Annotated in this window: 22 protein-coding genes; 16 read left to right on the forward strand and 6 right to left on the reverse strand. The window is 43.1% G+C overall.

Going from position 1 to position 24,857, the window contains the following annotated elements:
* Nucleotides 1–229 precede the first annotated feature (229 nt).
* Complete coding sequence (locus tag CYQ88_RS10450) at nt 230–1,006, reverse strand: enoyl-ACP reductase (protein WP_101841291.1); 777 nt, start codon at nt 1,004–1,006, stop codon at nt 230–232.
* A 202-nt stretch (nt 1,007–1,208) separates the two neighbouring features.
* On the opposite strand from CYQ88_RS10450, the gene CYQ88_RS10455 reads away from it, so the two are divergent.
* Genes CYQ88_RS10455 through CYQ88_RS10470 form a run of 4 tightly spaced genes read left to right on the forward strand, consistent with a single transcriptional unit; the run spans nt 1,209 to nt 7,305 of the window.
* Nucleotides 1,209–3,314 carry an ABC transporter substrate-binding protein gene (locus CYQ88_RS10455; protein WP_233188872.1) on the forward strand — a complete coding sequence of 702 codons (2,106 nt, stop codon included), beginning with the start codon at nt 1,209–1,211 and terminating at the stop codon, nt 3,312–3,314.
* Complete coding sequence (locus tag CYQ88_RS10460; RefSeq protein WP_101841292.1) at nt 3,314–4,291, forward strand: ABC transporter permease; 978 nt, start codon at nt 3,314–3,316, stop codon at nt 4,289–4,291. The genes CYQ88_RS10455 and CYQ88_RS10460 overlap by 1 nt, the downstream gene beginning before the upstream one ends.
* Nucleotides 4,291–5,664: an ABC transporter permease gene (locus tag CYQ88_RS10465; protein ID WP_101841293.1), complete on the forward strand. Its 1,374-nt coding sequence runs from the start codon at nt 4,291–4,293 to the stop codon at nt 5,662–5,664. Before CYQ88_RS10460 ends, CYQ88_RS10465 begins: the two co-directional genes overlap by 1 nt.
* Nucleotides 5,665–5,673: 9 nt before the next feature.
* On the forward strand, nt 5,674–7,305 hold the full coding sequence (locus CYQ88_RS10470; RefSeq protein WP_101841294.1) for an ABC transporter ATP-binding protein: 1,632 nt from the start codon (nt 5,674–5,676) through the stop codon (nt 7,303–7,305).
* Here CYQ88_RS10470 and CYQ88_RS10475 read toward each other — a convergent pair.
* Together CYQ88_RS10475 and CYQ88_RS10480 are read right to left on the reverse strand one after the other, a co-directional pair.
* Complete coding sequence (locus CYQ88_RS10475) at nt 7,302–8,732, reverse strand: HAMP domain-containing sensor histidine kinase (protein WP_101841295.1); 1,431 nt, start codon at nt 8,730–8,732, stop codon at nt 7,302–7,304. The genes CYQ88_RS10470 and CYQ88_RS10475 overlap by 4 nt on opposite strands.
* Entirely contained in the window at nt 8,733–9,407 is a 675-nt protein-coding gene (locus tag CYQ88_RS10480) for a response regulator transcription factor (RefSeq protein WP_101841296.1), read from the reverse strand.
* A 187-nt stretch (nt 9,408–9,594) separates the two neighbouring features.
* Between CYQ88_RS10480 and CYQ88_RS10485 the strand changes: the two genes are divergently transcribed.
* The 6 genes from CYQ88_RS10485 (at nt 9,595) to CYQ88_RS10510 (ending at nt 14,398) form a co-directional block, all read left to right on the forward strand.
* A complete protein-coding gene (locus CYQ88_RS10485; protein ID WP_101841297.1) occupies nt 9,595–10,491 on the forward strand; it encodes a hypothetical protein in 897 nt (298 codons plus the stop codon).
* Nucleotides 10,492–10,594: 103 nt separating this feature from the next.
* Complete coding sequence (locus CYQ88_RS10490; protein WP_101841298.1) at nt 10,595–11,428, forward strand: hypothetical protein; 834 nt, start codon at nt 10,595–10,597, stop codon at nt 11,426–11,428.
* A 24-nt stretch (nt 11,429–11,452) separates the two neighbouring features.
* Nucleotides 11,453–11,947: a TlpA disulfide reductase family protein gene (locus tag CYQ88_RS10495; RefSeq protein ID WP_101841299.1), complete on the forward strand. Its 495-nt coding sequence runs from the start codon at nt 11,453–11,455 to the stop codon at nt 11,945–11,947.
* A gap of 36 nt (nt 11,948–11,983) precedes the next feature.
* On the forward strand, nt 11,984–12,205 hold the full coding sequence (locus tag CYQ88_RS10500; protein WP_101841300.1) for a DUF4266 domain-containing protein: 222 nt from the start codon (nt 11,984–11,986) through the stop codon (nt 12,203–12,205).
* Nucleotides 12,196–13,482, forward strand: coding sequence for a DUF3570 domain-containing protein (locus CYQ88_RS10505; protein WP_101841301.1), 1,287 nt, complete (start codon nt 12,196–12,198; stop codon nt 13,480–13,482). The genes CYQ88_RS10500 and CYQ88_RS10505 overlap by 10 nt, the downstream gene beginning before the upstream one ends.
* Before the next feature lies 1 nt (nt 13,483).
* A complete protein-coding gene (locus CYQ88_RS10510) occupies nt 13,484–14,398 on the forward strand; it encodes an FAD:protein FMN transferase (RefSeq protein ID WP_101841302.1) in 915 nt (304 codons plus the stop codon).
* Nucleotides 14,399–14,474: 76 nt separating this feature from the next.
* Here CYQ88_RS10510 and ppsA read toward each other — a convergent pair whose 3' ends face one another.
* Nucleotides 14,475–16,898 carry a phosphoenolpyruvate synthase gene (ppsA, locus tag CYQ88_RS10515; protein WP_101841303.1) on the reverse strand — a complete coding sequence of 808 codons (2,424 nt, stop codon included), beginning with the start codon at nt 16,896–16,898 and terminating at the stop codon, nt 14,475–14,477.
* 162 nt (nt 16,899–17,060) lie between these two features.
* Here ppsA and CYQ88_RS10520 point away from each other — a divergent pair, with 162 nt between their 5' ends.
* On the forward strand, nt 17,061–17,819 hold the full coding sequence (locus CYQ88_RS10520) for an elongation factor-1 alpha (protein ID WP_233188873.1): 759 nt from the start codon (nt 17,061–17,063) through the stop codon (nt 17,817–17,819).
* A gap of 39 nt (nt 17,820–17,858) precedes the next feature.
* On the opposite strand, the gene CYQ88_RS10525 is transcribed toward CYQ88_RS10520, so the two are convergent.
* Nucleotides 17,859–18,389 carry a DUF3087 family protein gene (locus CYQ88_RS10525; protein WP_101841305.1) on the reverse strand — a complete coding sequence of 177 codons (531 nt, stop codon included), beginning with the start codon at nt 18,387–18,389 and terminating at the stop codon, nt 17,859–17,861.
* A 278-nt stretch (nt 18,390–18,667) separates the two neighbouring features.
* On the opposite strand from CYQ88_RS10525, the gene queA reads away from it, so the two are divergent.
* The 5 genes from queA (at nt 18,668) to secF (ending at nt 24,281) form a co-directional block, all read left to right on the forward strand.
* Complete coding sequence (gene queA, locus CYQ88_RS10530) at nt 18,668–19,720, forward strand: tRNA preQ1(34) S-adenosylmethionine ribosyltransferase-isomerase QueA (protein ID WP_101841306.1); 1,053 nt, start codon at nt 18,668–18,670, stop codon at nt 19,718–19,720.
* Between the two features lie 12 nt (nt 19,721–19,732).
* Entirely contained in the window at nt 19,733–20,845 is a 1,113-nt protein-coding gene (gene tgt, locus CYQ88_RS10535; RefSeq protein ID WP_101841307.1) for a tRNA guanosine(34) transglycosylase Tgt, read from the forward strand.
* 107 nt (nt 20,846–20,952) lie between these two features.
* The gene (gene yajC / locus CYQ88_RS10540; protein ID WP_101841308.1) at nt 20,953–21,288 is read left to right on the forward strand and encodes a preprotein translocase subunit YajC; all 336 of its coding nucleotides are present in this window, start codon (nt 20,953–20,955) and stop codon (nt 21,286–21,288) included.
* Between the two features lie 85 nt (nt 21,289–21,373).
* Entirely contained in the window at nt 21,374–23,251 is a 1,878-nt protein-coding gene (gene secD / locus CYQ88_RS10545) for a protein translocase subunit SecD (RefSeq protein ID WP_101841309.1), read from the forward strand.
* 13 nt (nt 23,252–23,264) lie between these two features.
* Nucleotides 23,265–24,281, forward strand: a complete 1,017-nt coding sequence (gene secF / locus CYQ88_RS10550; RefSeq protein WP_233188874.1) for a protein translocase subunit SecF — start codon at nt 23,265–23,267, stop codon at nt 24,279–24,281.
* 104 nt (nt 24,282–24,385) lie between these two features.
* Here the strand turns inward: secF and CYQ88_RS11540 are convergent.
* Nucleotides 24,386–24,857: hypothetical protein (locus CYQ88_RS11540; protein ID WP_101841311.1), on the reverse strand; the 472-nt coding region annotated here is incomplete at its 5' end.

The following is a 24,857-nucleotide window of genomic DNA, read 5'->3' on the forward strand; positions in this document are numbered from 1 at the left end:
GTTAGAATACTTGCCTGTCACGCAGGGGGTCGCGGGTTCGAGTCCCGTCCACTCCGCCATTATTACCTTATCTGTTAGTTTTCAACTCTTTCTTTTCTATTTACACTTTATTTCTATTTATTTCATTTATCGTTAGGATGCTTTGTATTGCTACATAAAAAAAGCCCCTTACGGAGCTTTTCTTTGTACATTGTCCTATACCCAAAGGGCATGGCAGGCCTGGTTGTTTTTAGGTGCTGGCAGTGGTGTTGTAGCCGCCATCAACATAAGTGATTTCACCGGTAATGCCAGAGGCTAAGTCTGAGCATAAGAAGGCTGCAGTATTGCCAACCTCTTCAATGGTGACGTTTCGTCTTAAAGGCGTGGCTAATGCGGCCTTATCAAGCATGCTTCTAAAGTCTTTAATGCCTGAAGCGGCTAGGGTGCGAATCGGGCCAGCAGAAACTGCATTCACGCGAATCCCATCTTGTCCTAGGTCCGCAGCCAAATAGCGCACAGTTGCTTCTAGTGAAGCTTTAGCGATGCCCATGACATTGTAATTAGGAACAGCACGTTCAGCCCCTAGATAAGACAGTGTCAAAACGGAACCATTGTTGTGCTTAAGCATGTCATAGCCTGCTTTGGTCAGGGCGGTGAGGCTGTAGGCTGAAATGTCGTGTGCCGTGGCAAAGCCATCACGGGTTGAAGCGTCAATCATGCGGCCTTCCAGCTCTGCTCTAGGTGCAAAGGCAACCGAGTGAACGAGAATATCTAATCCATCCCAGTGTTGCTTTAACTCGGTAAAGACATTTTCAATTTGTTCGTCTGAAGCCACATCGAGTGGCAGAACAATGTTGGACCCCAATTCATCTGCAACTTTTTCTACACGGCTTTTGAGTTTTTCCGTCTGATAGGTCAAGGCAATTTCCGCACCTTGTTCCCGCATTTGCTTTGCAATACCATAAGCAATCGATTTATTGTTTGCAACACCAACGATCAATGCTTTTTTGCCTGATAAAAATCCCATTTTGACTCCTCTTTATTCAGCAGATTTGCTTTATCAATAATGCATACTATTATAACGCAAAATGACGTTATAATAGGGGTTTTGCAGGTCTTAGATTGCGTTTTATCTGGATGCTTTATGAGAGAATTTAATTTAATATTATGGTTTAAAAGTGATTGCTAACTGTATAAAAAAAATAATAATATTTGTTTTTTTACTCTCCTTGCTTGGGTGTGAAGCCAATCGTTGGAACAGTCCCTACGATACCGAAAAAGCACAAGACCCCATTCTCTTTTCTTCCTTTTCCTCTAAACCAAAACACCTAGACCCAGTGGTTTCTTATAACGCCAATGAATGGGCAATCTTAAGCCAAGTTGTAGAACCGCCTTTACAATATCATTACCTCAAACGGCCTTATACATTGGAACCCTTAACCTTGTCTAAAATGCCTGAAGTTCGCTTTTTGGATGCACAAGGTCAACCCCTTTCAGAAGAGGATTCGCATTTGGCGGTTTTTTCTGAGTATATCTTTCGTTTAAAACCCAATATTCTATTCCAACCGCATCCAGCCTTTGTTAAAAATGATCAAGGTGAGTTATCGCTGGGAAACTTGACAGAGACACAACTAGCATCGATTGAGACAATGGCTGATTTTGACCAGCAATCTACGCGTGCATTGACCTCAGAGGATTATACGTATGCGATTAAGCGCATGGCGCTTAGACAAAATCATTCTCCAATACTGGGAACCATGCAACAGTATATTGTGGGGTTGAAAACCTTTTCTGAGACAATGTCGTCAAAGCAGCCCAGTGTGAATGAATTGCGTGCTGCGAACATTGAAGGGGTAGAAGTCGATTCGGAATTACAATGGCGGATTCGAATTAAGGGTGTTTATCCACAATTTATCTATTGGTTAAGTATGAATTTTTTTGCTCCAGTGCCTTGGGAGGCTGAGCTCTTTTTTCAACAAGCGGGTTTAAAAACTAAAAATATTAGCTTAGATACCTATCCAGTCGGAACCGGGGCTTATCAATTGGTTGAAAATAACCCGAATAGGCAAATGCGATTGGTTGCCAATCCGAATTATCAACACGGTTTTTACCCTGAAGATGGTTTGTCGGATGGAGCCGATACGGCATTATTAACCGATGCAGGCAAGCCATTACCGTTTATAAAAGAAGTGATTTATAGTCTAGAAAAGGAAAGTGTGCCTTTATGGAATAAGTTTCTGCAAGGCTATTATGATGCATCAGGGGTTAGTTCTGATAGTTTTGATCAAGCCATCTCAGTCTCGAGCGGTGGTAGCTTGAGTCTGACTGATGAAATGCAGCAAAAGGGCATTCAATTTTTAAATACCATAGAACCGACCATTTTCTATTTTGGTTTCAATATGGCTGATCCAGTAGTGGGGGGGTATAGTGAAAAACAAAAAAAATTACGACAAGCGATTAGTATTGCTTTGAACTTTGAGGAATATATTTCCATTTTTATGAATGGACGTGGCATGGCTGCACAAGGTCCAGTGCCGCCTGGTATTTTTGGATATGAAGCGGACCGAATCAATCGCTGGGTGTATGATTGGCAGCCAGGGCGAGCAAGTCGTAAGTTGATTACAGAAGCCAAGGCCATGTTAGCGGAAGCTGGTTATCCTGATGGCCGAAAACCGAATGGCGAACCTTTGGTCTTATATTATGATACGGCTGCAACGGGTCCTGATAGTAAAGCGCAATTAAATTGGTATCGAAAACAGTTTAATCAATTGGGGATTGAACTGGTGATTAGAGCGACCGACTATAACCGTTTTCAAGATAAAATGCGGGGTGCGAAAGCACAACTGTTTTCTTGGGGATGGAATGCCGATTATCCTGATCCTGAAAATTTTCTGTTTTTGCTAGATGGGGAACAGACCATTTTGAAAACTAGTGGGGCGGGGATTAATTATGCCAATTATGACAATCCGGAATTTAACCGCTTATTTAAACAAATTAAAACAATGCCGAATTCCCCGCGTCGTTTGACACTCGTTCGGCAGATGATCGAAATTGTCCAAGAAGATGCTCCTTGGGCTTGGGGATTTTACCCCAAAAGTTTGGCGCTATATCACCGTTGGTATCACAATGTCTGGGCGAATCCATTGGCGAACAACACCTTGAAATATAAACGAATTGATGCCGAGTTGCGTAATCAATCACAACAATACTGGAATAAACCGACGCTTTGGCCAATGATATTGGTCGTCGGTTTAAGTTTTTTGCTGTTGTGGCCATTGAGGTTGGCTTATCGCAAACGTCAAGAGGCCATCATTCAACCAAGGGATGTTGATTGATGCTGGCCTATATTGTTCGACGATTATTATTTGCTATTCCGATTTTAATTGGGGTGAACCTCATTACCTTTGCGTTGTTCTTTATGGTGAATACGCCTGATGATATGGCCAGATCGCAATTGGGTGCCAAGCAAACAACCCCGGAAATGATTGCTTCATGGAAAGCCGAAAAAGGATATGATAAGCCACTGTTTTATAATGAAAAACAACCAGGCCTGGCTAAGGTTTCGGAGACCTTGTTTGTGCAAGAGTCTTTGAAGTTATTTTGGTTTGATTTTGGACAAGCGGATGATGGGCGTCAAATTTCGACAGATATTCTAGAACGTATGGGGCCCAGTTTGGCGATTGCTTTACCGACGTTTGTGATTGGTTTAGTGACCAATATCGCCTTTGCATTGTTGATCGTGTTATTTCGCGGATCGGTATTGGATACCGCCACGATGGTGGTGGCGGTTGCGATTATGTCAATTTCAGGACTTTTTTATATCATTGCCGGCCAGGTGTTACTCAGCAAGCTATGGCATTGGGTGCCGATTTCAGGATACAGTGACGGTTGGGATGCAGTGAAATTTATGATTCTGCCCGTTTTGATTGGTGTTTTTGCCGGACTTGGAGCCGGCATCCGTTGGTATCGTAGTTTGTTTTTAGAAGAAATGAATAAAGATTATATTCGTACAGCACGCGCTAAAGGCCTGTCGGATATTAAAGTGTTGTTTGGACATGTTTTGCAAAATGGGTTACTGCCGATTTTAACTGGTGTTGTAGTGGTGATTCCGACCTTGTTTATGGGCAGCTTAATTATGGAATCTTTCTTTGGGATTCCGGGGTTGGGTAGCTATACCATTGATGCGATAAATGCTCAGGATTTTGGCATTGTTAAAGCCATGGTGTTTTTAGGATCCGTTTTATACATTATCGGTTTGATTCTAACCGACATTTCTTACACCTATTTTGATCCAAGGGTGAGGTTGTCTTAATGGCGGAGTTCATTTTAACCCCCTTATGGACCGATTGGATGATTTGGGGGCTGGTTGGAGCTTTTGCTTATTTAGGCTTTTTAATTCAGCGCTCCCAGCAAGTTCGTGCGCAATGGCTTGGTATTTTTGAATCTAAACTGGCGATGAGCTCTGCGATTATTTTGCTCAGTTATTTAATTATCGCACTATTGGATTCTGTTCATTTTCAAACCTTGGGCATGAGCGGTGTCATGGAATATAAAAGTGCGCTGGATGGCGTATTTTCGCATCTGGCTCTGATTCAAGAGCGGACTTATTCTGCACCTTTTGCAACCACCGAATACACCAAAAGCTTGGTTGTTAATGCTGCCGGTCAAGTTCAACATATCAAGCAACCCCTAGAGCATATTGCGAATCCTGCTCAATTTTCGATTTTGTCACAAAGCCTGTTAGCGATTGGTTATGCTTCTTTGAGTTCTGGCCTATTGATATTATTGCACCTGTTCTGGCGTAGTCGTGTGCATCAAAGCGATTTTATCGGTTGGACAAAGCAGGTGATTCACGGTCAAACTCGATTGCCTTGGCGCACCGCTTATTTTACCGTTTGGGTGCTAGTGAGTTTGGCGGTTTGGTTTTGGATCATGAGCCATTCGGTTCATGTACTCGGTACCGACAAAGTGGGCAGTGATGTACTTTATGAGTCTTTAAAAAGTATCCGTACCGGGGTGTTGATCGGAGTGCTGACTACGCTAGTCATGTTACCGCTTGCTTTGTTTCTGGGCATCAGTGCCGGGCTGTTTAAGGGGTGGGTCGATGATGTCATACAGTATGTTTACACCACCTTAAATTCGATTCCAGGGGTATTATTAATTGCCGCATCCGTATTGGTTATGCAGGTTATCCTCAGTAATCATCCAGACTGGTTTACCCGAACTGAAGAGCGAGCTGACATTCGGTTATTATTTTTAGTATTGATTTTAGGCTTAACCAGCTGGACGGGTCTATGTCGATTACTGCGTGCAGAAACTTTAAAACTCAGTGCAGTCGATTATGTCACCGCAGCAAAAGCTTTTGGTATCAACCGATTGACTATTATTCGGCGCCATATCTTGCCGAATGTGATGCATATTGTTTTAATTGCCGTGGTGCTCGATTTTAGTGGTTTGGTATTGGCTGAAGCGGTTTTATCTTATGTTGGGGTCGGGGTTGATCCCACCATGCACAGTTGGGGCAATATGATTAACCAAGCACGATTAGAAATGGCACGCGAGCCAATGGTGTGGTGGTCGCTTTTCTCAGCGTTTTTATTTATGTTTGTGTTGGTGTTAGCCGCCAATTTATTTTCAGATCGAGTCCAAACCGTATTGGACCCTCGAAATCAATCGTCACTTTAGGAGTTTTTCATGACAAAGGCCTTGCCCGTACTCAGTGTTCAACAGCTTCAAATTGAGGTTAATGGCGTTGAGCTGGTTAAAAAAATTGATTTTGAAATTCAATCGGGCGAAATTTTTGCATTGGTTGGCGAGTCCGGAAGTGGTAAATCGTTGACGGCTCTGGCGATTATGCGATTACTACCGGAAGGCTTAAATGTCCATTCAGGACAGATCTTATTAAATCAGCAAGCACTCTTTCGTTTACCTGAATATCAGATGCAGCGCGTCAGAGGAAAACAGGTGGCGATGATTTTTCAGGAACCGATGACGTCATTGAATCCCGTAATGACCGTTGGGGAGCAGGTAGCAGAAGTGTTGCGCATTCATTTGCGAATGAATACCCCATCGGCACGGAAAAAAGTGGTCGCCTTGTTTGAAGAAGTCGGTATTCCCGAGGCGGCAGCGCGCTATGATTGGTATCCGCATCAATTATCTGGAGGGCAAAAACAACGGGTGATGATTGCAATGGCATTGGCTTGCGAACCAGATCTATTGATCGCGGATGAGCCTACTACGGCATTGGATGTCACCATCCAAGCTCAAGTATTGGCCTTGCTTAAAAAAATTCGGAAAGAGCGCGGCCTGTCGATTTTATTTATTACTCATGATATGGGCGTCGTTAATGAAATGGCAGATCGTGTTGCGGTGATGCAAAAAGGCGAGCTGGTCGAGCAGGCGGATAAGAATCATTTTTTTGAACATGCCAACCATCCCTATACCCAGCAATTGTTGGCAGATGCCGTGCCCAGTCATCAATTTAAACCACCAGTGCAAACCGAGCCTTTATTGGATATTCAATCCCTTAAGGTGTATTTTCCCATTAAGAAGGGGCTGTTTCAGCGAACAGTTGGGCATGTAAAAGCGGTTGATGAAGTTAATTTGTCGATTGCGCAGGGTGAAACCCTTGCGTTGGTGGGTGAGTCAGGCAGTGGCAAAAGTACGATTGGTCAAGCCATTTTAAAATTGATTGAAGCAACCTCCGGATCGGTTTCACTATTGCAGTCCACTGAATCAATCAATTTGCTGGATTTATCAGAAAGGCAAATGAAGCCTTATCGCAAACAGCTTCAAGTCATTTTTCAAGACCCTTTTTCCGCTTTAAATCCTCGAATGCAAATTCAAGATATTTTATTGGAAGGAATGAAAAGCCTAAAAGTTGCCAAAAATGACCAGGCCTGGCAGGAACAGCGCATTGATGAACTCTTGCAGCAGGTGGGTTTATTACCTGAGCACAAATATCGTTACCCACATGAGTTCTCAGGCGGTCAGCGACAGCGTATTGGCATCGCACGGGCTTTGGCAGTAGAGCCTAAATTGATTATTTGTGATGAGCCAACCAGTGCATTGGATGTGTCAGTCCGCGCCCAAGTATTGGCTTTATTAAATCAGTTGCAGCAGCAATATCAGGTGTCTTATCTGTTTATTACCCATGATTTGTCGATCATCCCTGCGATTGCGCATCAAGTGGCCGTGATGAAATCAGGCAAAATCGTAGAACAGGGTTCGGTTGAAGCTGTGTTGTGTCAACCGAAACATCCTTACACGCAAGCGTTATTAAAGTCTGCTCCAAGCCTGATTCGTAAACGCTTAGCTGCCAGTTAAAGTGCTTTTGATATAGACGGGGATGACGTCGCATGGGGTGTGCGGGGAAAAGTAATAATGACTTTGAGTCCCTTTAATTTTGAACTGGTTGATAACTGTATTTCTGCGCCGAGGCTTTGTGCTGCCTTTTGAACAATGCTTAACCCCAGACCACAACCTTGGCTTATTTGACGGTGCGCATTTTGTCGATAAAAGCGCTGAAAAACCTTATCTCTTAAGGGTTCTGGGATGCCTGGGCCAGAATCTTCCACACTCAAAATAATGTTTGCATCGGTCGAGCGCCAATATATCTGAATAGTGCCATTATCAGGGGTGTAGCGAATGGCATTTCCAATCAGATTAGAGAGAATGATTTGTAAGGCTAAAGGGTTGCTTTTAAAAGAAATATTGGCCGTTTTATAGTCTAAGGTTTGATTTTTGTCGATGAGCGATTGTGCTAAGGATTCAACAACTTGGTGTGTGAGCTGATGTAGATTAACTGGTTTGGGGTCATCAAACATCACTTCGGGTTGCATTTTTTGCAATGTCAGCAGCTGTGAGATTAAATATTCACTGCGATCCAGCGTTAAAAATAATGAATCTAAATAGGGTGCCGTGCGATCTAAGTCTGAGGTTGATTTTAATTGCGTTTGAAGGTTTTCCAGTTGCAAGCGCATGGCCGAAAATGGGGTTTTTAGTTCATGAGCAGCAGAGGAAATAAACTCTCTTTCAGCTTCAATCATTTTTTCAGCACGATTCAGTAGTTGCTCAATTTCAATCACCAATGGGGCCACCTCCACTGGAACTTGTTGATCTCTTAAGCGATGACGCTGATAAGGCTGAATGCCCGATAAAGAACGGCTGAATAGATTTAGTTGGTTTAAATGGCGGTTTAATAAATAAATAAATAATCCGGCCAAGATGGGTAGGGCAATTAAAAAATGAAAGATGAGGTTTATGGCAATATGTTCAATTAACTCATTGCGGATATTGAGCTGTTGTCCAACGATAAGTGTATGGTTGGGATCAACCTGATCAATCAAAATACGCCATTGGTGGGTTTCCAATTCGATATTGTGATAACCGTTACCTAAAGAAATGACCTTGAACAGATTGTTATCAAAGGAGCTAATTAAGATGTTTCCCGATGGACCCAATAATTGATACAGCAGTTTCGATTCATATTCATGAAGTCGAGTGGTATCAGTCGGGAGCCTAAGTGGTATTGAATCGTCTTGGGTTGGATTGAGTCGGCGAGATTCTATTAGGTTTTGAATAAGATGGTTTTGGCTGGCTAATTGCGCATCAAATAGCTCATTAACTTCATGAACACTATCTTGATAGGCCCAGGCAATAATTAACCCAAACGTCAGAATTAAAACCAAAAAGGTGGATAGGAACAGCGATTTCTTTAAAGATTTGGTTTTAAGTTGGTTATTCAATGTCATTTAGGTTGTCTCACAGTTCGGGTTAAGCCTATAACCAACCCCTCTGAAGTTTTTAATAAAATCAGAGTGGGTTTTTTTTCGAAGATTATGGATGTGAACTTCAATGGCATTACTCGCCAAATCAGCATGATAATCGTAGAGTCGATCTTCAAGTTGTTGCTTAGAAAAAATTTGCTTTGGATGAGTCGCTAATAATTGCAATAGGTCAAACTCTTTTTTGGCCAAGCCTAATGTTTGATCTTGCCACCAAGCTTCACGAGACAATGTACAGAGTTTTAAGCTGCCCACTTCAACCTGGGAAAGCGCAACGCCTTTACTGCGTCGATAAACGGCATGAATTCGAGCAATCAATTCTTGGCTGTTAAAAGGCTTGGCTTGGTAGTCATCCGCGCCTAGATTTAGTCCTGTGATGCGATCTTCAATTTGATCTCTTGCCGTCATAATGATAACTGGCGTTGTGCGATATTGACTGGCCTTAAGTTCTTTCAACCAATCCAAACCATCGCCATCCGGTAAGGTAAGGTCTAGTAGCACTAAATCAATCGGATGACAGGCGAGGAGTTGTAAAGCGCCATGTAATTCACGATTCCATTCAACTTTAAAATGTTGGTGTTGGAGGGTTTGTGATAAGGCCTGTCCAAGTGCTTGATCATCTTCAATGAGTAAGATATGCATGGTGAATTCAAAAACCTAAATAGAAAGTCATTGCTCAGAATTGTAAGGGATGTCCGCGCTAAAACAACCCATAAAGAAGCATAATTGAGGATTTTTATAATTTTTTAAATTTTTTTTATAAGGTTAAGGTTTTATTAAGTTAATTAATTTAACCTATGCTTGAACTGAAACAGGTGAGGAATTTAAAATGAAAAAGCACACGAACAATACATTAAAACTTTCTACGGGTATCTTAGCCGGAACTCTTTTAGCCGGGTGTGGCGGGATTGAAGGCGTCACAGGAACTTCTACGGAAGATGTGAACGAAGCCGTTCAAAATGTCAGTAATACTGTAAGCAGTTATGTTGATAACATCACTGGTAAAACAAAAGGAACGGCTATTAGTGCTCGTTTTTTGGATTCAGCGGTCACTAATTTGCAATATAAGTCGAATACTTATAACGGTTCGACAGGAACCAATGGTAACTTTACTTGTGCCAGTGGTGAACAGGTTGAATTTGTGATTGGGTCTTTGTCATTAGGAACCTCGATTTGTCAAAGCGTGATTACGCCGCAAACCTTGGCTGCGCCTAAGACACAGGAAGTGGTTGCGCAAACCTCAACTAATGCATCTGGTGTCACCACATCAACAGGGTCAACGGTTCAAACAAAAGTTGGTTCAATATTATCAACGGATGATCGTGTGTTAAACCGTGTTCGTTTATTAATGACATTGGATACCGATTCAAATCCTGATAATGGTATTACCTTGCCGGCATCAACTGAGCAAGCAAAAGTGACAACATCAACACTTGATTTTGCTTCAACGACTTTTGATAATGACGTGCAGGCAGTATTAACAGCTATGACTATCAATGGTAGCTTGGTGACTAAAGCGGCCGCACAGGCTCACTTTGTTGATGGTTCTTTGGCAACCTTGGTTAAAACCGATACCAACTATAGTTTGAATACGGGATCTTATGATGAATATGATGAGACAGCCGCTTCAAATAATAATGATGACAACGAAAACGATGACAACGAAAACGACAATGAGAGTGATGATGACGGCAATGATAATGAAAACGAGAACGATCGCGATTAATTAAGCCATAGCTCCTTTCACGTATTTTTGTTTATTTTATTAAGCTACCGTTAAGGTAGCTTAATTTATAATAGTGCCCATGAAAGTTAAAGAGGACAATTTCATGAAAACGAATGCATTAAAATTGACAGTTGGTCTTTTATCCACTGGCTTGTTAGCTGGATGTGGTGGTGATGATGGTGGTTCGACTGGAACGGTGAATACGGCTACGTCATCAACCTATGATGCTGCAACAGGGAAATCAAAAGGGACTCCGATTAATGCGAAGTTTATTGATGGGGCTGTCAGTGGCTTACAATATAAATCCAACAGCTATAATGGCACCACCAGTTCAACCGGTGCATTTATTTGTGCAAGTGGTGATGTGGTTGAATTTGTGATTGGTAGCCTGTCATTAGGAACCTCTGTTTGTCAGGGTGTAGTCACCCCTCAAACTCTAGCCGCTGAGAAAACTCAGCAGGTGGTTCAAGGCGCAACCACAACATCTGCTTCTGGAACAACAACGGTTGGTGGTGAAACGGTACAAACTGTTCTAAGTACGGTTGTTCACACTGATCCTAAGGTGGTGAATCGTGTCCGTTTATTAATGAGTTTGGATTCTGATTCAGATGCTAGCAATGGGATTACTTTGCCAAGCTTAACAGAACAGGCAAATGTTACGACGACAAGCTTAGATTTTGCAACCACGGCAACGTTTGATTCAACGGCAACGGCTGTACTTCAGGCGATGACCTCAACGGCAAACCGCAGCTTGGTTTCGTCAACAGACGCATCAACGCATTTTAACTCAGTGTTAACTGCATTGGTTGCATCAGATTCTAACTATAGTTTGTCTACAGGTGGCTATGTTGATGCAGTGGCGGTTGCAGCAGCACAAGCAGCAGCAGCAGCAGCGGCTTCGACTAATGGCTACGGTGATGGCGGCGGCGACGACTAAGGTTAAGGTTATTTGGAGAAAAACATGTTTAAAAATATTATTAAAGTATTTGTATTAGGGTTTGCTTTGTTGCAAGGAACGGCTGTTGCCGCAGATTCAATTAGCGAGTCGCAATGGCAGCTACCGTTAAAGAATGACCAAATGTCAACCACGCTGTCAAGTTATCAAGGTCAGGTTATTTGGATTGACTTCTGGGCAAGCTGGTGTCCGCCATGTAAGGCGTCTTTTCCTTGGTTAAACGAAATGCAGCAAAAATATGCGAACCAAGGGTTTAGGATTGTTGCCATCAACGTGGATGAAGAGCGCTCGGATGCGATATCTTTCCTTAGACAGGTTCCAGCCAGTTTTGATGTGTATTTTGATCCAGATGGGAATGCGCCTTCGCAATTTCAAATCCAAGGTATGCCAACTGCTATCCTAGTGGATCGTGATGGTGCGATTAAAATGTTCCATATTGGATTTGAAGAACATCAAAAAGGTGAGTTGGAAGACTTGATTCGTCAAGCCGTTTTACGTTAAATTGAACCTTTAGAAAAGAGCGTAGGATAAATAATAATGAAAGCACTACTTGTTATGATGGGCATTATCACTTTGTCCGCCTGTAGTAACTTCACGCCTAAAGACGTGAAGCCCTGGGAAAGAGGGACTTTGGCACGAGATAATATGAAGCTTGTGCCAGATGAAGTCCATACAGGATTGGATGAACATATTTATTTCAGTAAAGAAGCCGTTTCAGGCGGCTCTGGTGTTGGTGGAGGCGGCTGCGGATGCAACTAAATCGTAAATTAGCAATGGCTGTTGGTTCACTGCTGGCAGTAACTCAAGCACAAGCGGAAGAGTGGGAAGTTGATAGTGCCGTCATGCTCTATAACGAAACGGACAGTATGGGGCAAGATCGTGTATCGATTTTTGAACCAGTTGTCAGTATCACCCAAAAAAATACGCCTGATGACTATGTCAAACTGGATTTTGTTTATGATTCCTTAACGGGAGCAACGCCAAATGGAGCCAATGCAAGCAGTCAATTGCAGCAGTTCCCTAAAAATAATCCAGGTTATTACGTCAAAGAAGGTTATGCACCGTTAAACACTAATTTTGAAGATACGCGTATTGCACTGAATTTAAGCACCATGAAGCCGATAGATCGTATGTCTCGTTTCACTGCGGGCGCGAGTTATTCCGTAGAAACAGATTATGAATCGGTTGGTGGTAACTTCTCTTACTTGAAAGACTTTAATAACAAGCAAACCACCGTAACCGTTGGTGGTGCTTATACCATGGACTGGGTGAATCCAAGTGTTGGATTTAAAGACCCCTTCAGTACGCTTGGTTCATCGACTGCCAATACGACAACTTCTGCGAGTGGTGGTGGTGAGAAAGAGTTGAGCACCTTTAATTTTGCTGGTAAAGAGAAAAATACACTTGATATGATTTTGGGTGTGTCTCATGTATTGAACAGCAAGACTCTGCTAAACCTGAATTATGGTATCAGCTCAACATCGGGTTATATGACCGATGATTATAAAATCATCAGTGTCATAGATGGAACGACTGGATTTGCTCAGGATTATGTTGCAGAAGCCCGTCCAGATTCACGTTTTAAACAAACATTGAAAGGAACCGTGGTTACCGCATTTGGTGCCGATTCATTACATGTTGATTACCGCTACTTCTGGGATGACTGGGATGTCACGGCTCACACCTTTGATGTTAAATACTATTTAACGGTGGGTGAGAAACTGACTGTTCGTCCGCATTTCCGTTATAGCGCGCAAACTCAGGCTAACTTCTATCGTTTAAGCTTAACGCAAGGCGAAGCTTTGCCGAAGTATGCCTCAGCTGATTATCGTTTAGCAGATATGACAACCTTAACCTTGGGCGCTATGGCCACTTATAAGCTGGCCCATGACTTGAGTTTGTCGTTTAGTATGGAAAATATTACTCAATCGGGTGATAGTTCTCCTGCAGAAGCGATTGGCGATCAGCGTACTCAGGACATGTTCCCAACCATTGATATGTGGACCTACACCTTCGGACTGAAGAGTAAGTTCTAATATGACTGAACCACAACGCTCATGGACGATTACTGAAAAATCCCCTGGGCTGTGGTTGATTCAATTCGAAGCCATGCGGAGTCCGTGTGAAGTTTGGTTGGAAACTAATCAAATTTCTGCGGAACCCGCTTTGGTTTGGGCGGCAAATGAAGCCTGGCGAATTGAACAAAAATACAGTCGGTTTAATCCAGACAGTGTATTAAGCCAAATCAATCAACAAGCCGGCGACTGGCAAACCGTTGATGAAGAAACTGCTTCATTATTAGAGTTTGCTGACCAGTGTTGGCAATTAACCAATGGGTTAATTGACGTCACTATCGGTGGCTTTCTTTCTTTCTGGCGCTTTGATGGCAAAACGCCTCCTCCGACTCGTAATCAACTTAAAAAACAAGCGCCTTATGTTGGCTGGCAAAAAGTCAAGCTGGATGGTGATAAGCTATTCTTGCCTGAAGGAATGCGCTTGGATTTTGGTGGGATTGGTAAAGAGTATGCCGTTGATTCGATTGCATTAGAACTTGCCAATCGTTTCCCGGGTGCAGGAGTCATGGTTAATTTTGGTGGGGATTTAATGTGTAGCGGTGGTAAGCAGGATGGTTCTGCTTGGACGGTTGCTATTGAAAACCCTCATAATGTCCAACAACCGATTGAAGTGATTGAATTGAGAAAGGGGGCCGTTGCCACCAGTGGTGACGTGAAACGATTTGCAGTGGATAAACGTGGCAAAGTATTGGGTCACATTCTTGATCCCAAAACCGGCTGGCCTGTTGCAAAAGGACCGGCAACGGTTACTGTGATGGGACAAACTGCAAGCCAGTGTGGTTTATTATCGACGTTGGCAATGTTGAAAGGTAAACATGCCGATGAATTCCTTAAATCTCAAGGGGTTCGATATTGGTTGCAGGATCATGCTGGTTAAGTCTCTAACTCAGTCGATTTGAAAAAGGGCCATATTTGGCCCTTTTTTTATTTGAAAACGCCCAGGCCTGGTTGTTTTAATCCGCTTTGGCTAAGGACTTTTCAAGTTCTACGATTTGTTGGGTCGTGGTTAAGACTGAGTCTGGATTTAAGCTAATCGAATCAATACCTAATTTCACTAAAAATTCTGCCATTTCAGGGTAGTCGGAAGGTGCCTGTCCACATAACCCAGAGTGGAGTCCATTGCGTTTTGCGCCTTCAATCGCCCATTGAATCATTTTTTTGACGCCAGCCGATCGCTCATCAAATGAGTTTGCGACCAAATCCGAATCTCGGTCAATGCCCAATACCAGTTGCGTTAAATCATTTGAACCGATAGAAATACCATCAAAATAGGGGGCAAATGCATCAATTTCAATGACATTATTCGGAATTTCACACATCATATAAATCTTCAGACCATTTTGATGACGTTTTAAGCCATTTTTTGAGAGCAGTTCAATCACTTGCTTGGCTTCTTCAACTTGCCGCACAAACGGAACCATTAAAATGACATTGGTCATCCCCATTTCTTCTCTGACTTTTTTCAGTGCTTGGCATTCAAGTGAAAATGCTGGTTCAAATGCTTTTGAAAGATAGCGTGAGGCACCACGGTATCCAATCATAGGGTTGGCTTCAGTGGGTTCAAAGTCTTCCCCGCCCAGCAACTGAGCATATTCATTGGATTTGAAATCAGATAAACGCACGACGACGGGTTTAGGGTAAAAGGCAGCGGCAATGGTGCCGATACCACTCGCCAGTTTCTCAATAAAAAATTCCCCGCCAGATTCATAGCCTTGCGTAAGCTGTTGAATGGTTTCCTGGGAGTTTGAATCGGTTATTTTTTCTGGAAAACATAAGGCTAGAGGGTGTACCTTGACGGCCTCGTTAATAATAAATTCCATACGTGCGAGCCCAACACCTTGGTTGGGAATGAAGCTGCTTTGAAAAGCCAAGTCAGGATTGGCCAAGTTAAGCATAATTTGCGTTTGGGGTTGTTCCAAATTCGATAAATCGGTTTCGATGACTTTGTAAGGTTGTTTACCTGCATAAACATTGCCTGTATCGCCTTCGGCACAGGAAACGGTCACAAATGGATTATCAACGAGAGTAGAGGTAGCATGCGCACAGCCAACAATGGCGGGAATCCCCAGCTCTCTTGCAATAATGGCGGCATGGCAAGTTCGCCCGCCGCGGTTGGTAATAATCGCCGAGGCCACTTTCATGACGGGTTCCCAATCCGGGGTAGTGATGTCAGTGACCAAGATTTCTCCCGGCTTAAATTGTTCAATATAGGCAACATCGTGAATGACATGCGCTTGACCTTGCGCGACTTTTGCGCCTACCGCTCGGCCACTGACGAGGATTTCTGCATCAGGCTCAGGGGTGATTTTGTAGCTGGTTAGCTGAAGGCCTTGGTTTTGAGAAACCACCGTTTCTGGTCGAGCCTGGACAATATAGAGTCGTCCATCAATACCATCCATAGCCCACTCAATATCCATCGGTTTTGACTGGCCTGACTTGTCACTATAATGTTTTTCAATGCGAATGGCGTAATCGGCTAGTTTGAGGACTTCTGCATCATTGATACAGAAATCGTGTCTCTCTTGTTCGGTGGTAACGACATTGCGAACACTGGGATGGCCTGCCGCTTGGTGGGCATAAATCATTTTCATCTTTTTGGCACCTAAGTGACGGCGCAATACCTGACGGTAGCCTTTGTCAAAGGTTGGCTTGTGGACATAAAATTCATCGGGATCAACGGCTCCCTGAACCACATTTTCACCTAAGCCGAGCGCACCAGTAATAAAGACCGCATCCTTAAAACCGGTTTCGGTATCAATCGAAAACATCACTCCAGAAGCAGCTAGGTCAGAGCGGACCATTTTTTGCACGCCGATTGATAGTCCCACATCAAAATGATCAAAGCCTTGGTCAATTCGATAATGAATCGCTCTGTCGGTAAAGAGACTGGCAAAGCATTTTTTACAGGCTTCCAATAGCGCGGGTTCACCTTCAATATTTAAATAGGTGTCTTGTTGGCCAGCAAAACTGGCGGTGGGCAGGTCTTCGGCTGTGGCTGAACTACGGATGGCTAAACTGACGGGCGTCTCAAACTGTTGACTCAGTTTTTGATAGGCTTGGTGGATTTGCTCAGTCAGTTGTTCTGGAAAAGGGGCATCGTAGATCAATTGCCGTGCTCGCTTTCCTCTGGCTGCCAGGTCAGTCACGCTATCAGCCTCTAGAGGATCTAATATCTGATGCAGTTTATCCCATAAATTATTTTCGCTAAGCAAAGCATGATAGGCTTGCGCTGTAATCGCAAAGCCATTGGGAATAGGCACGCCGACTGGGTTTAAAATTTGATACATTTCTCCGAGCGATGCATTTTTACCGCCGACCAATGGAATGTCTTCAATTCCAATTTCCTCAAAAAAGCGAATATAATTTACAGACGACATACCCGATCACTCCCTTCCTTTGAATTGATTAAGTTAACATGATTTTTTTTGGTTGGCTAGGTGAATCGTCGCAGTACATATTTAATTATTTTATTATTTAATGGCGGATATAATCAGTTAATATGCACCGCTGAGAAATTAACCTAACTTTTTTAAGGACTAATGATGGATTCTATCGAAAACAACCAGGCTGACGGCCAATATTTAGCCAATTTACCCTTAGCGCTAAAGGCGCTTTTTACCGGCTATATTTTAGTCATTGGATTGGGGTTGTTGGTGGCTGGCGGTCAAATAATGTTGACCCATGGGCAAGCCGATGGTGAGCCGGGGTTATCCTTGGATGATATTGTTTACAGTTATTATGGCAATCGCACGGGTTCGACATTGGAAAACAAACTGAATGGCTCGATGAAAGCCAATGCCACTATTGAAGAAAGAACCGCTATGATTAAATGGGCTCGAAATGGGGCCAATGAAACGGAATGGCAAACGACGATACAGCCGATTGTGAACCAAAAATGTGCCATTTGTCATTCGGCGATGCCGACCTTATCCAATATTGCCGACTATCAAGTGATGCAAAAAATTGCTGAAGTGGATGAGGGTGTTGAAATCAGTTCTTTAACCCGTGTTTCCCATATCCACTTATTCGGTATTGCCTTTATCTTCTTTTTTATCGGTTATATTTTTTCCAAAGCGCAGGGCATTCATCCTTATTGGAAAGCCGGATTGATTTTTATGCCGTTTGCATTTTTGATTGTGGATATTGCTGCTTGGTGGTTCACCAAGTTTGAGCCCAGCTTCGCATTGTTGGTTATGGTCGGGGGTTTTGGTTATAGCTTAGCATCCACCGCCATGATTTTTATTTCACTCTACCAGATGTGGTTAATGAATTGGGTGAAATCCAGAAAGCAGGCCTAAATGAAGCGGGCAGGCTTTTGCCTGCCTAATTTGAATGGATCACTCATTGTTTTTTGATTTATAGGGTTCAACCTGTTGCGGATCAAACTGATTTTGTTCAATATCAATTCCTAGGTTAATTAGCTTCTGCACCAATTGTTCTTTTTCCGCTTTTAGATTAATCAAATCATGGCTATTGTCATCTAATTTGTGCATTTGCGTTAACCCTAAATGATAGAACCGCAGAATTTTCAGTGCCGCTTCATCATTTTCTTCAGCCTTGGCTTTCACTGTGTCGATGACATTGGAAATGTGTAATAAATTCCGTTTCAGTCTCCAGCCATAAATCGCTTCTGCCATCCAAGGTTTGTTTTTAAAAAACACATTAACGATCAACGCGGTAATCGCTAACCCAATCCCCGCACCCAATAAATTTAGAAAAATCGTGCTACTGTTATAGGGTTTTAGGTATTCCACGGTGGTTGTGGTGGTAATCATGCCAATCACGATAAACATCGCCATTACCTTAAAGGTCGCATTTCGAGTCTGCTTACGGTAAAAAGCAGGGTCAATTTCTTTGAGTTGAAACATGGTGTTTCCTTTTTTCAAAAATCAGTTGCATCAATCTAATCAAGCCCAATATTTTAGCGGATTACGCACGAAATAAGCGAAGACTTTATAGAATGCCATGTTATTCCCAAATTTAGCAAAACCAGGGAAGGCTAGGTTAATTCTTTTAAAATGACCAGGCCTAGGTGATTTTGGTGAGGTGACTGGCGATTGTTGTTAAATTCTTTTGCTGGTTTAGTCGTGTCAAAGTCGCTTTGCGGGTATAATCTGCGGTTTTATAAAACTGTATTTGTGTTTGCATGCGACGGCAAGATTTTCATTTCAAATTACCTGATGAGCTGATCGCTCAAAAACCACCCCAATCCAGAACCGATAGTCGACTGTTGGTGATGGAGGCCGATGGCAGTTTATCAGACCGCCATTTTCCCGATATCCTCGATTATCTACAACCCAACGACTGTTTGATTTTTAACAATACACGGGTGATCCCCGCACGCTTGTTTGGTCATAAGCAATCGGGTGGTAAGGTTGAATTATTGATAGAGCGGGTATTGGATGATCAGCGCGTGCTGACCCATATACGCGCCAGTAATGCGCCAAAACCCGGTGTGCAATTGAAAATTGCAGACGCTTTTAATGCGGTGGTCTTGGGTCGAGAAGGCGCTTTATTTGAGTTAGTGTTTCAGAGTGATGACGAACCAGATTTAACTGCGTTGGATTTAATTGAAAGGCATGGCCATATGCCTTTACCGCCTTATATTACCCGGGAAGATGTCGTTGAAGACAAAACGCGTTACCAAACGGTGTATTCGGAAAAGCCAGGTGCGGTGGCCGCGCCAACAGCAGGACTACACTTTGATGAAGCTCTGCTTGATCAGGTTGCCGATCTAGGCGTAAAGGTGGGGTTTGTCACCTTGCATGTGGGCGCGGGAACTTTTAAGCCAGTTCAGGTGGATGATATTGCCACGCATAAAATGCATTCAGAAGTGATTGAAGTCCTACCTGAAACGGTCGCCTTAATTGAGCAGACACGACAAAATGGCGGGCGGGTGATTGCGGTTGGCACGACCTCTGTTCGATGTTTAGAAAGTGCCGCACGTTTTTCAAAAACGGGCGAATTAGCTCCTTATCAAGGGGAAACCGATATTTTTATTACCCCGGGCGTCGACTTCAAGGTCGTAGATGTGTTGCTAACCAATTTTCATTTGCCTGAATCGACATTAATTATGTTGGTTTCAGCATTTGCCGGTCATCAGCGAACCTTAGAGGCTTATACCCATGCCGTCGCCCAATCCTATCGATTTTTTAGTTATGGAGATGCTATGTTGGTGTTTCCCAAAAACAAAGTTTAATGGACTTGCTTAATGGAATTTGAATTAGACAATCAAGATGGTCGTGCTCGCAGAGGGCGATTGATTTTTGAACGAGGCGTGGTTGAAACGCCTGCTTTTATGCCAGTAGGTACTTATGGTTCTGTCAAAGCCATGATGCCCGAAGAAGTCGCTGCGACCGGCGCACAGATTATTTTGGGTAATACTTTTCATTTATCGCTTCGTCCAGGCACCGATATTATTGAGCAACATGGTGACTTGCATGATTTTATGAATTGGCAAGGGCCTATCTTGACCGACTCAGGCGGTTTCCAAGTGTTTAGTTTGGGGAAAATGCGCAAGATCACGGAAGAAGGTGTGCATTTTAACAGTCCGGTCAACGGCGCAAAAATCTTTATGGGGCCGGAAGAATCCATGGAAGTGCAACGCAAATTAGGCGCGGATATTGTCATGATTTTTGATGAATGCACGCCTTATCCAGCCAGCCATGAAGTGGCAGCGGATTCAATGCGGTTATCGTTGCGTTGGGCGGAAAGATCCAAACAAGCACATGGTGATAATCCGGCTGCTTTATTTGGTATCGTTCAGGGTGGCATGTATGAAGATTTACGTCAGGAATCTGCTGACGCCCTAACTCAAATTGGTTTTGATGGTTATGCGATTGGTGGGCTTTCAGTTGGAGAGCCAAAAGAAGAAATGATGTCAACTTTGGATTTTACCGAGCCTCACCTTCCGCAAAATAAACCACGCTATATGATGGGCGTTGGAAAACCAGAAGACATTGTTGAAGCTGTTCGACGTGGTATCGATATGTTTGACTGTGTGATTCCAACCCGTAATGCTCGAAATGGATTTTTATTTACCCATAGTGGCGTTGTGAAGATTCGCAATGCGGTACATAAAACCAGCCTAGTACCTTTGGATAAACAGTGTGATTGCTATACCTGTCAGAATTACAGTCGTGCTTACTTACACCATATGGATAAGTGTGGCGAAATCCAAGGTGCCCGCTTAAATACCATCCATAATCTACATTATTACCAAACTTTAATGAAGGGATTACGGGATGCCATCGCCGAGAATCAGCTAGACACATTTGTAGCGGATTTTTATCAAGCAAGAGGCGAATCCGTCCCAGCTTTATAGCGGCAATCAATCACTAAGAGAAAATTTTGCGAAAGCCGCGAAGTCTCTCATAGAATTTTAATTTTTTTTATGCAAGAATAACGCAGTTAATTATCAAGGAGAAAAAGATGAGTTTTTTGATTTCAGATGCAATGGCAGAGGGTGGCGCAGCAGCAGGTGGAAGCGGTTTTGAAGCCCTATTACCGTTGATTTTATTGTTTGTGGTGTTTTATTTTTTATTGATTCGTCCACAGCAAAAGAAAGTAAAAGAGCATAAAAAGTTAGTTGAAGCCCTTGGAAAAGGCGCAGAAGTCGTTACATATGGTGGATTGGCAGGTAAGATTCGTGACCTAGATGAGAACTTTGTTGATCTTGAAGTGGCTGACAATGTCATTGTTAAGGTTGAGCGCGCGAACGTTGCTCGCGAATTGCCAAAAGGTACCCTAAAGGGAACCGCTGAATAAATCTTATTCGGTACAGGATATGATAAAGGGGCTTATGCCCCTTTCTTTTATAGAGCTTTTCATTTAGCTGCTTAGGAAAATACAGATGTTTGAGTCAAGACAAAAAGTGATTAGCAACCAATACCCAGCTTGGAAGTATTTGTTGTTGTTAATTGCGATCATATTAGGGGGAATTTATGCTGCCCCTAATTTATTTGGAGATGATCCTTCCGTTCAAATCTCACCTGCAAAATCAGTTCAGTTTGATGATGCAACCCAAGGAACCATTACTCAAGCATTGGCAGAGGCACAGCTTGAACCGAAAGCGATTGGTTATGAAAATAATCAGTTTTTGATTCGGTTTCACTCTGCTGATGAGCAGCTAAAGGCACGTAGTGTTTTAAAAGAAACATTCGGACGCCAAGCGGTCGTGGCTTTGAACTTAGCCCCCGCAACCCCCGATTTTTTGAGATCACTGGGTGGTCAACCCATGTATTTAGGATTGGATTTACGCGGCGGGGTTCATTTTTTAATGGATGTCGACATGGAAGCGGTGGTCGAGAAAACCTACTTGCGTTATGTGGATGAAATCAAAGGCAGCTTCAGAGAAGAGAGAATTCGCTATCTTAGTATTGATTATGATACTGATCACCTATTGGTGAAATTCAGAGGGGAGACCATTCCTGAAACGGCTGAAGCGGTGCTCAATAAGCAATTTCCAGGGGAATTTACCTTAACGCCTGTTGAAAATGAAGCCGCATGGATACTGCGTTTATTACCGATCACCCTAAAGGAAGCAAGAACTTACGCCCTTAAACAAAATATCACCACCCTTAGAAACCGAATTAATGAGCTGGGTGTTGCTGAGCCTGTGATTCAGCAGCAAGGCGACCGTCGCATCGTTGTGCAATTACCTGGGGTTCAAGATACGGCCAAGGCCAAAGAAATTCTGGGGGCAACAGCCACACTGGAGTTTCGTTTAGTAGAAGAGAAGGGTGACGCCTATCGAGCACAAAAAACAGGCTATGCACCTAATGGTTCGCGGTTATATCAATTCCGAGATGGTCGGCCAATTTTACTCAAGCGTAGCATTATCGTCAGTGGTGATAATGTCATTAATGCACAGGCCGGTATTTCTTCCGATTCTGGTTCGCCTGAAGTGAATGTGACGCTAGATGGTGTTGGCGGCCGTAAAATGTTAGCGACGACCAAAGAAAATGTCGGTAATCGTATGGCGGTGGTTTATATCGAAAACCGTGTTGAAACCATTGAAGTCAATGGTGAAATGGTCAAAAAACGCTCTACCACCAAAGATGTGATTAATGCCGCTGTGATTCGGGGACAATTTGCCAATCGTTTTCAAATTACTGGCTTAGATAGCCCGCAAGAAGCGCAGGATTTGTCATTATTGCTCAGAGCGGGTGCTTTGGCAGCTCCAATGGAAATCATTGAAGAAAGAACCGTGGGGCCAAGTCTAGGTCAGGATAATATTGATCAAGGCTTTATGTCGGTGATTGTTGGCTTTATCTTGGTCTTAATCGTAATGGTATGGCGCTATAAAACACTGGGTATGATTGCCAATGTGGCGCTGACCTTAAACTTGGTATTAATTGTTGCAGTCCTTTCACTGCTTCAAGCAACGCTCACCTTGCCGGGGATTGCGGGGATCGTACTGACGGTTGGGATGGCGGTCGATGCCAATGTACTAATCTTCGAGCGGATACGTGAAGAGTTAAAGATTTCTTCGATACAAACGGCCATACATGCCGGTTATGAAAAAGCTTTTGTCACCATTGCAGATGCCAATATCACTACCTTGTTAGCGGCGTTGGTGTTGTTTAGCTTTGGAACAGGTCCGATAAAAGGATTTGCCATCACTTTATCCATCGGTATTATCACCTCCATGTTTACAGCCATCTTGGGAACAAGAGCCGTTGTCAATATGCTCTACGGCAATAAGCCTGTAGAAAAAATTTCGATTTAGGTGGCGTACAAAAATGAGTCAGACAATGGATAATCAAATGGAAAACAAACAAATAAACTTCATGGGATATCGCAAACACGCGATGGTCTTCTCAGTAATTTTGATCGTGATTTCGTTAGCTGGATTATGGGTCAAAGGCTTGAACTTTGGGATCGATTTTACCGGGGGAACTCTGGTTGAACTGGCCTATGAAGATGCAGCGGACGTAGATGCGATTCGAAGCACTTTAGTGTCAAACGGCTACGAGTCGGCAACGGTACAAAATTTTGGCTCGGCTGAAGAAGTGTTGATTCGAATTGCTCCTATGGAAGGCATGAATTCCGCGCAGATCAGTAATCAGGTTATGACGGCACTCAAAACGGATCATTCAGAAGCATTTGAATTACGTCGTGTCGAATTTGTGGGGCCACAAGTAGGGGATGAACTGACCGAAGATGGCGCTTTGGCACTGATCTATGCCTTAATTGGGGTATTGATTTATGTTGCACTACGATTTGAATTTCGTTTTTCAGTCGGTGCGGTTTCAGCCTTGATTCACGATGTGGTGATTACCTTGGGTGTGTTTTCTTGGACACAAGCCCAATTCGATTTAACCGTTTTGGCTGCATTATTGGCGGTTATTGGTTATTCGTTAAACGATACTATCGTGGTATTTGACCGAGTACGTGAAAATTTTAGAACCGTGCGTGATGGTTCACCGGAAGAGGTGAGTAACCTGGCAATCAATCAAATGTTGGCTCGGACATTGATGACGTCATTTACCACCTTATTGGTGTTAATTGCGTTATTTGTGCTCGGCGGTGAAGTAATTCATTATTTCGCTTTGGCATTGATCATTGGTGTGGTCGTCGGAACTTACTCATCGACATTTGTCGCCAGTTCGATTGCCTTGTCATTGGGCGTTTCAAAAGAAGATTTAATGCAACCTGTGAAAGAAGGGGCTGATCCAGCTGAGCAAGAAGCGGAATTAAATCGAATCTTTTTGGAACAAGAAGCTGCCCGCGAGTTAAAGCAAAAAAACAAGAAGTAATGGATGATTCAGTGCCGTTAAAGCACGCAGACATTGTAAAAAACAAAGCGCCCGTTATGTTAATGCCATAACGGGCGCTTTTTAGTTTTCATTAACGGTATCCATTAATGATGGGTGGTATGTGACCCTTTAGCACGAACCTCTGCTTCAAGTAGGGCATGATAGTGCGTTTCTGATTTGGTGTCGCTTGGCACCGTTTTTCGATCAGAGTCATTTGCATTCATTTCTGAGGTTTCTACGGTCTCTGTATTGGCTAACGGAGCCTCTAGCTGTTTCAGTTGATTCTGGTTAACCGTGTTCATAAACGTTTGAATGGATTGCAGCATTTGACTGTTTAGATCATGATTATTTTGATCCCTAATAATGTCATGTAACTGATTCACCCATTTCATCTGCGCCACGCGTACTTTTTCAGCATGCTGGCGTAAGTTATTTTGTTTGAGAGCTAATGGGTAGGAAATGGTTAGCGCTTTGATATCTTCAATCATCATTTCCGCAATTTCTAGCGTTTGCGATGATGTTTTTTCTAAGCGATGATCGATGTAGGAAATACAATGATGAATATGTTCTGGTGAT

The sequence above is a fragment of the Hydrogenovibrio sp. SC-1 genome (genome assembly GCF_002848135.1).
Classification (GTDB): domain Bacteria; phylum Pseudomonadota; class Gammaproteobacteria; order Thiomicrospirales; family Thiomicrospiraceae; genus Hydrogenovibrio.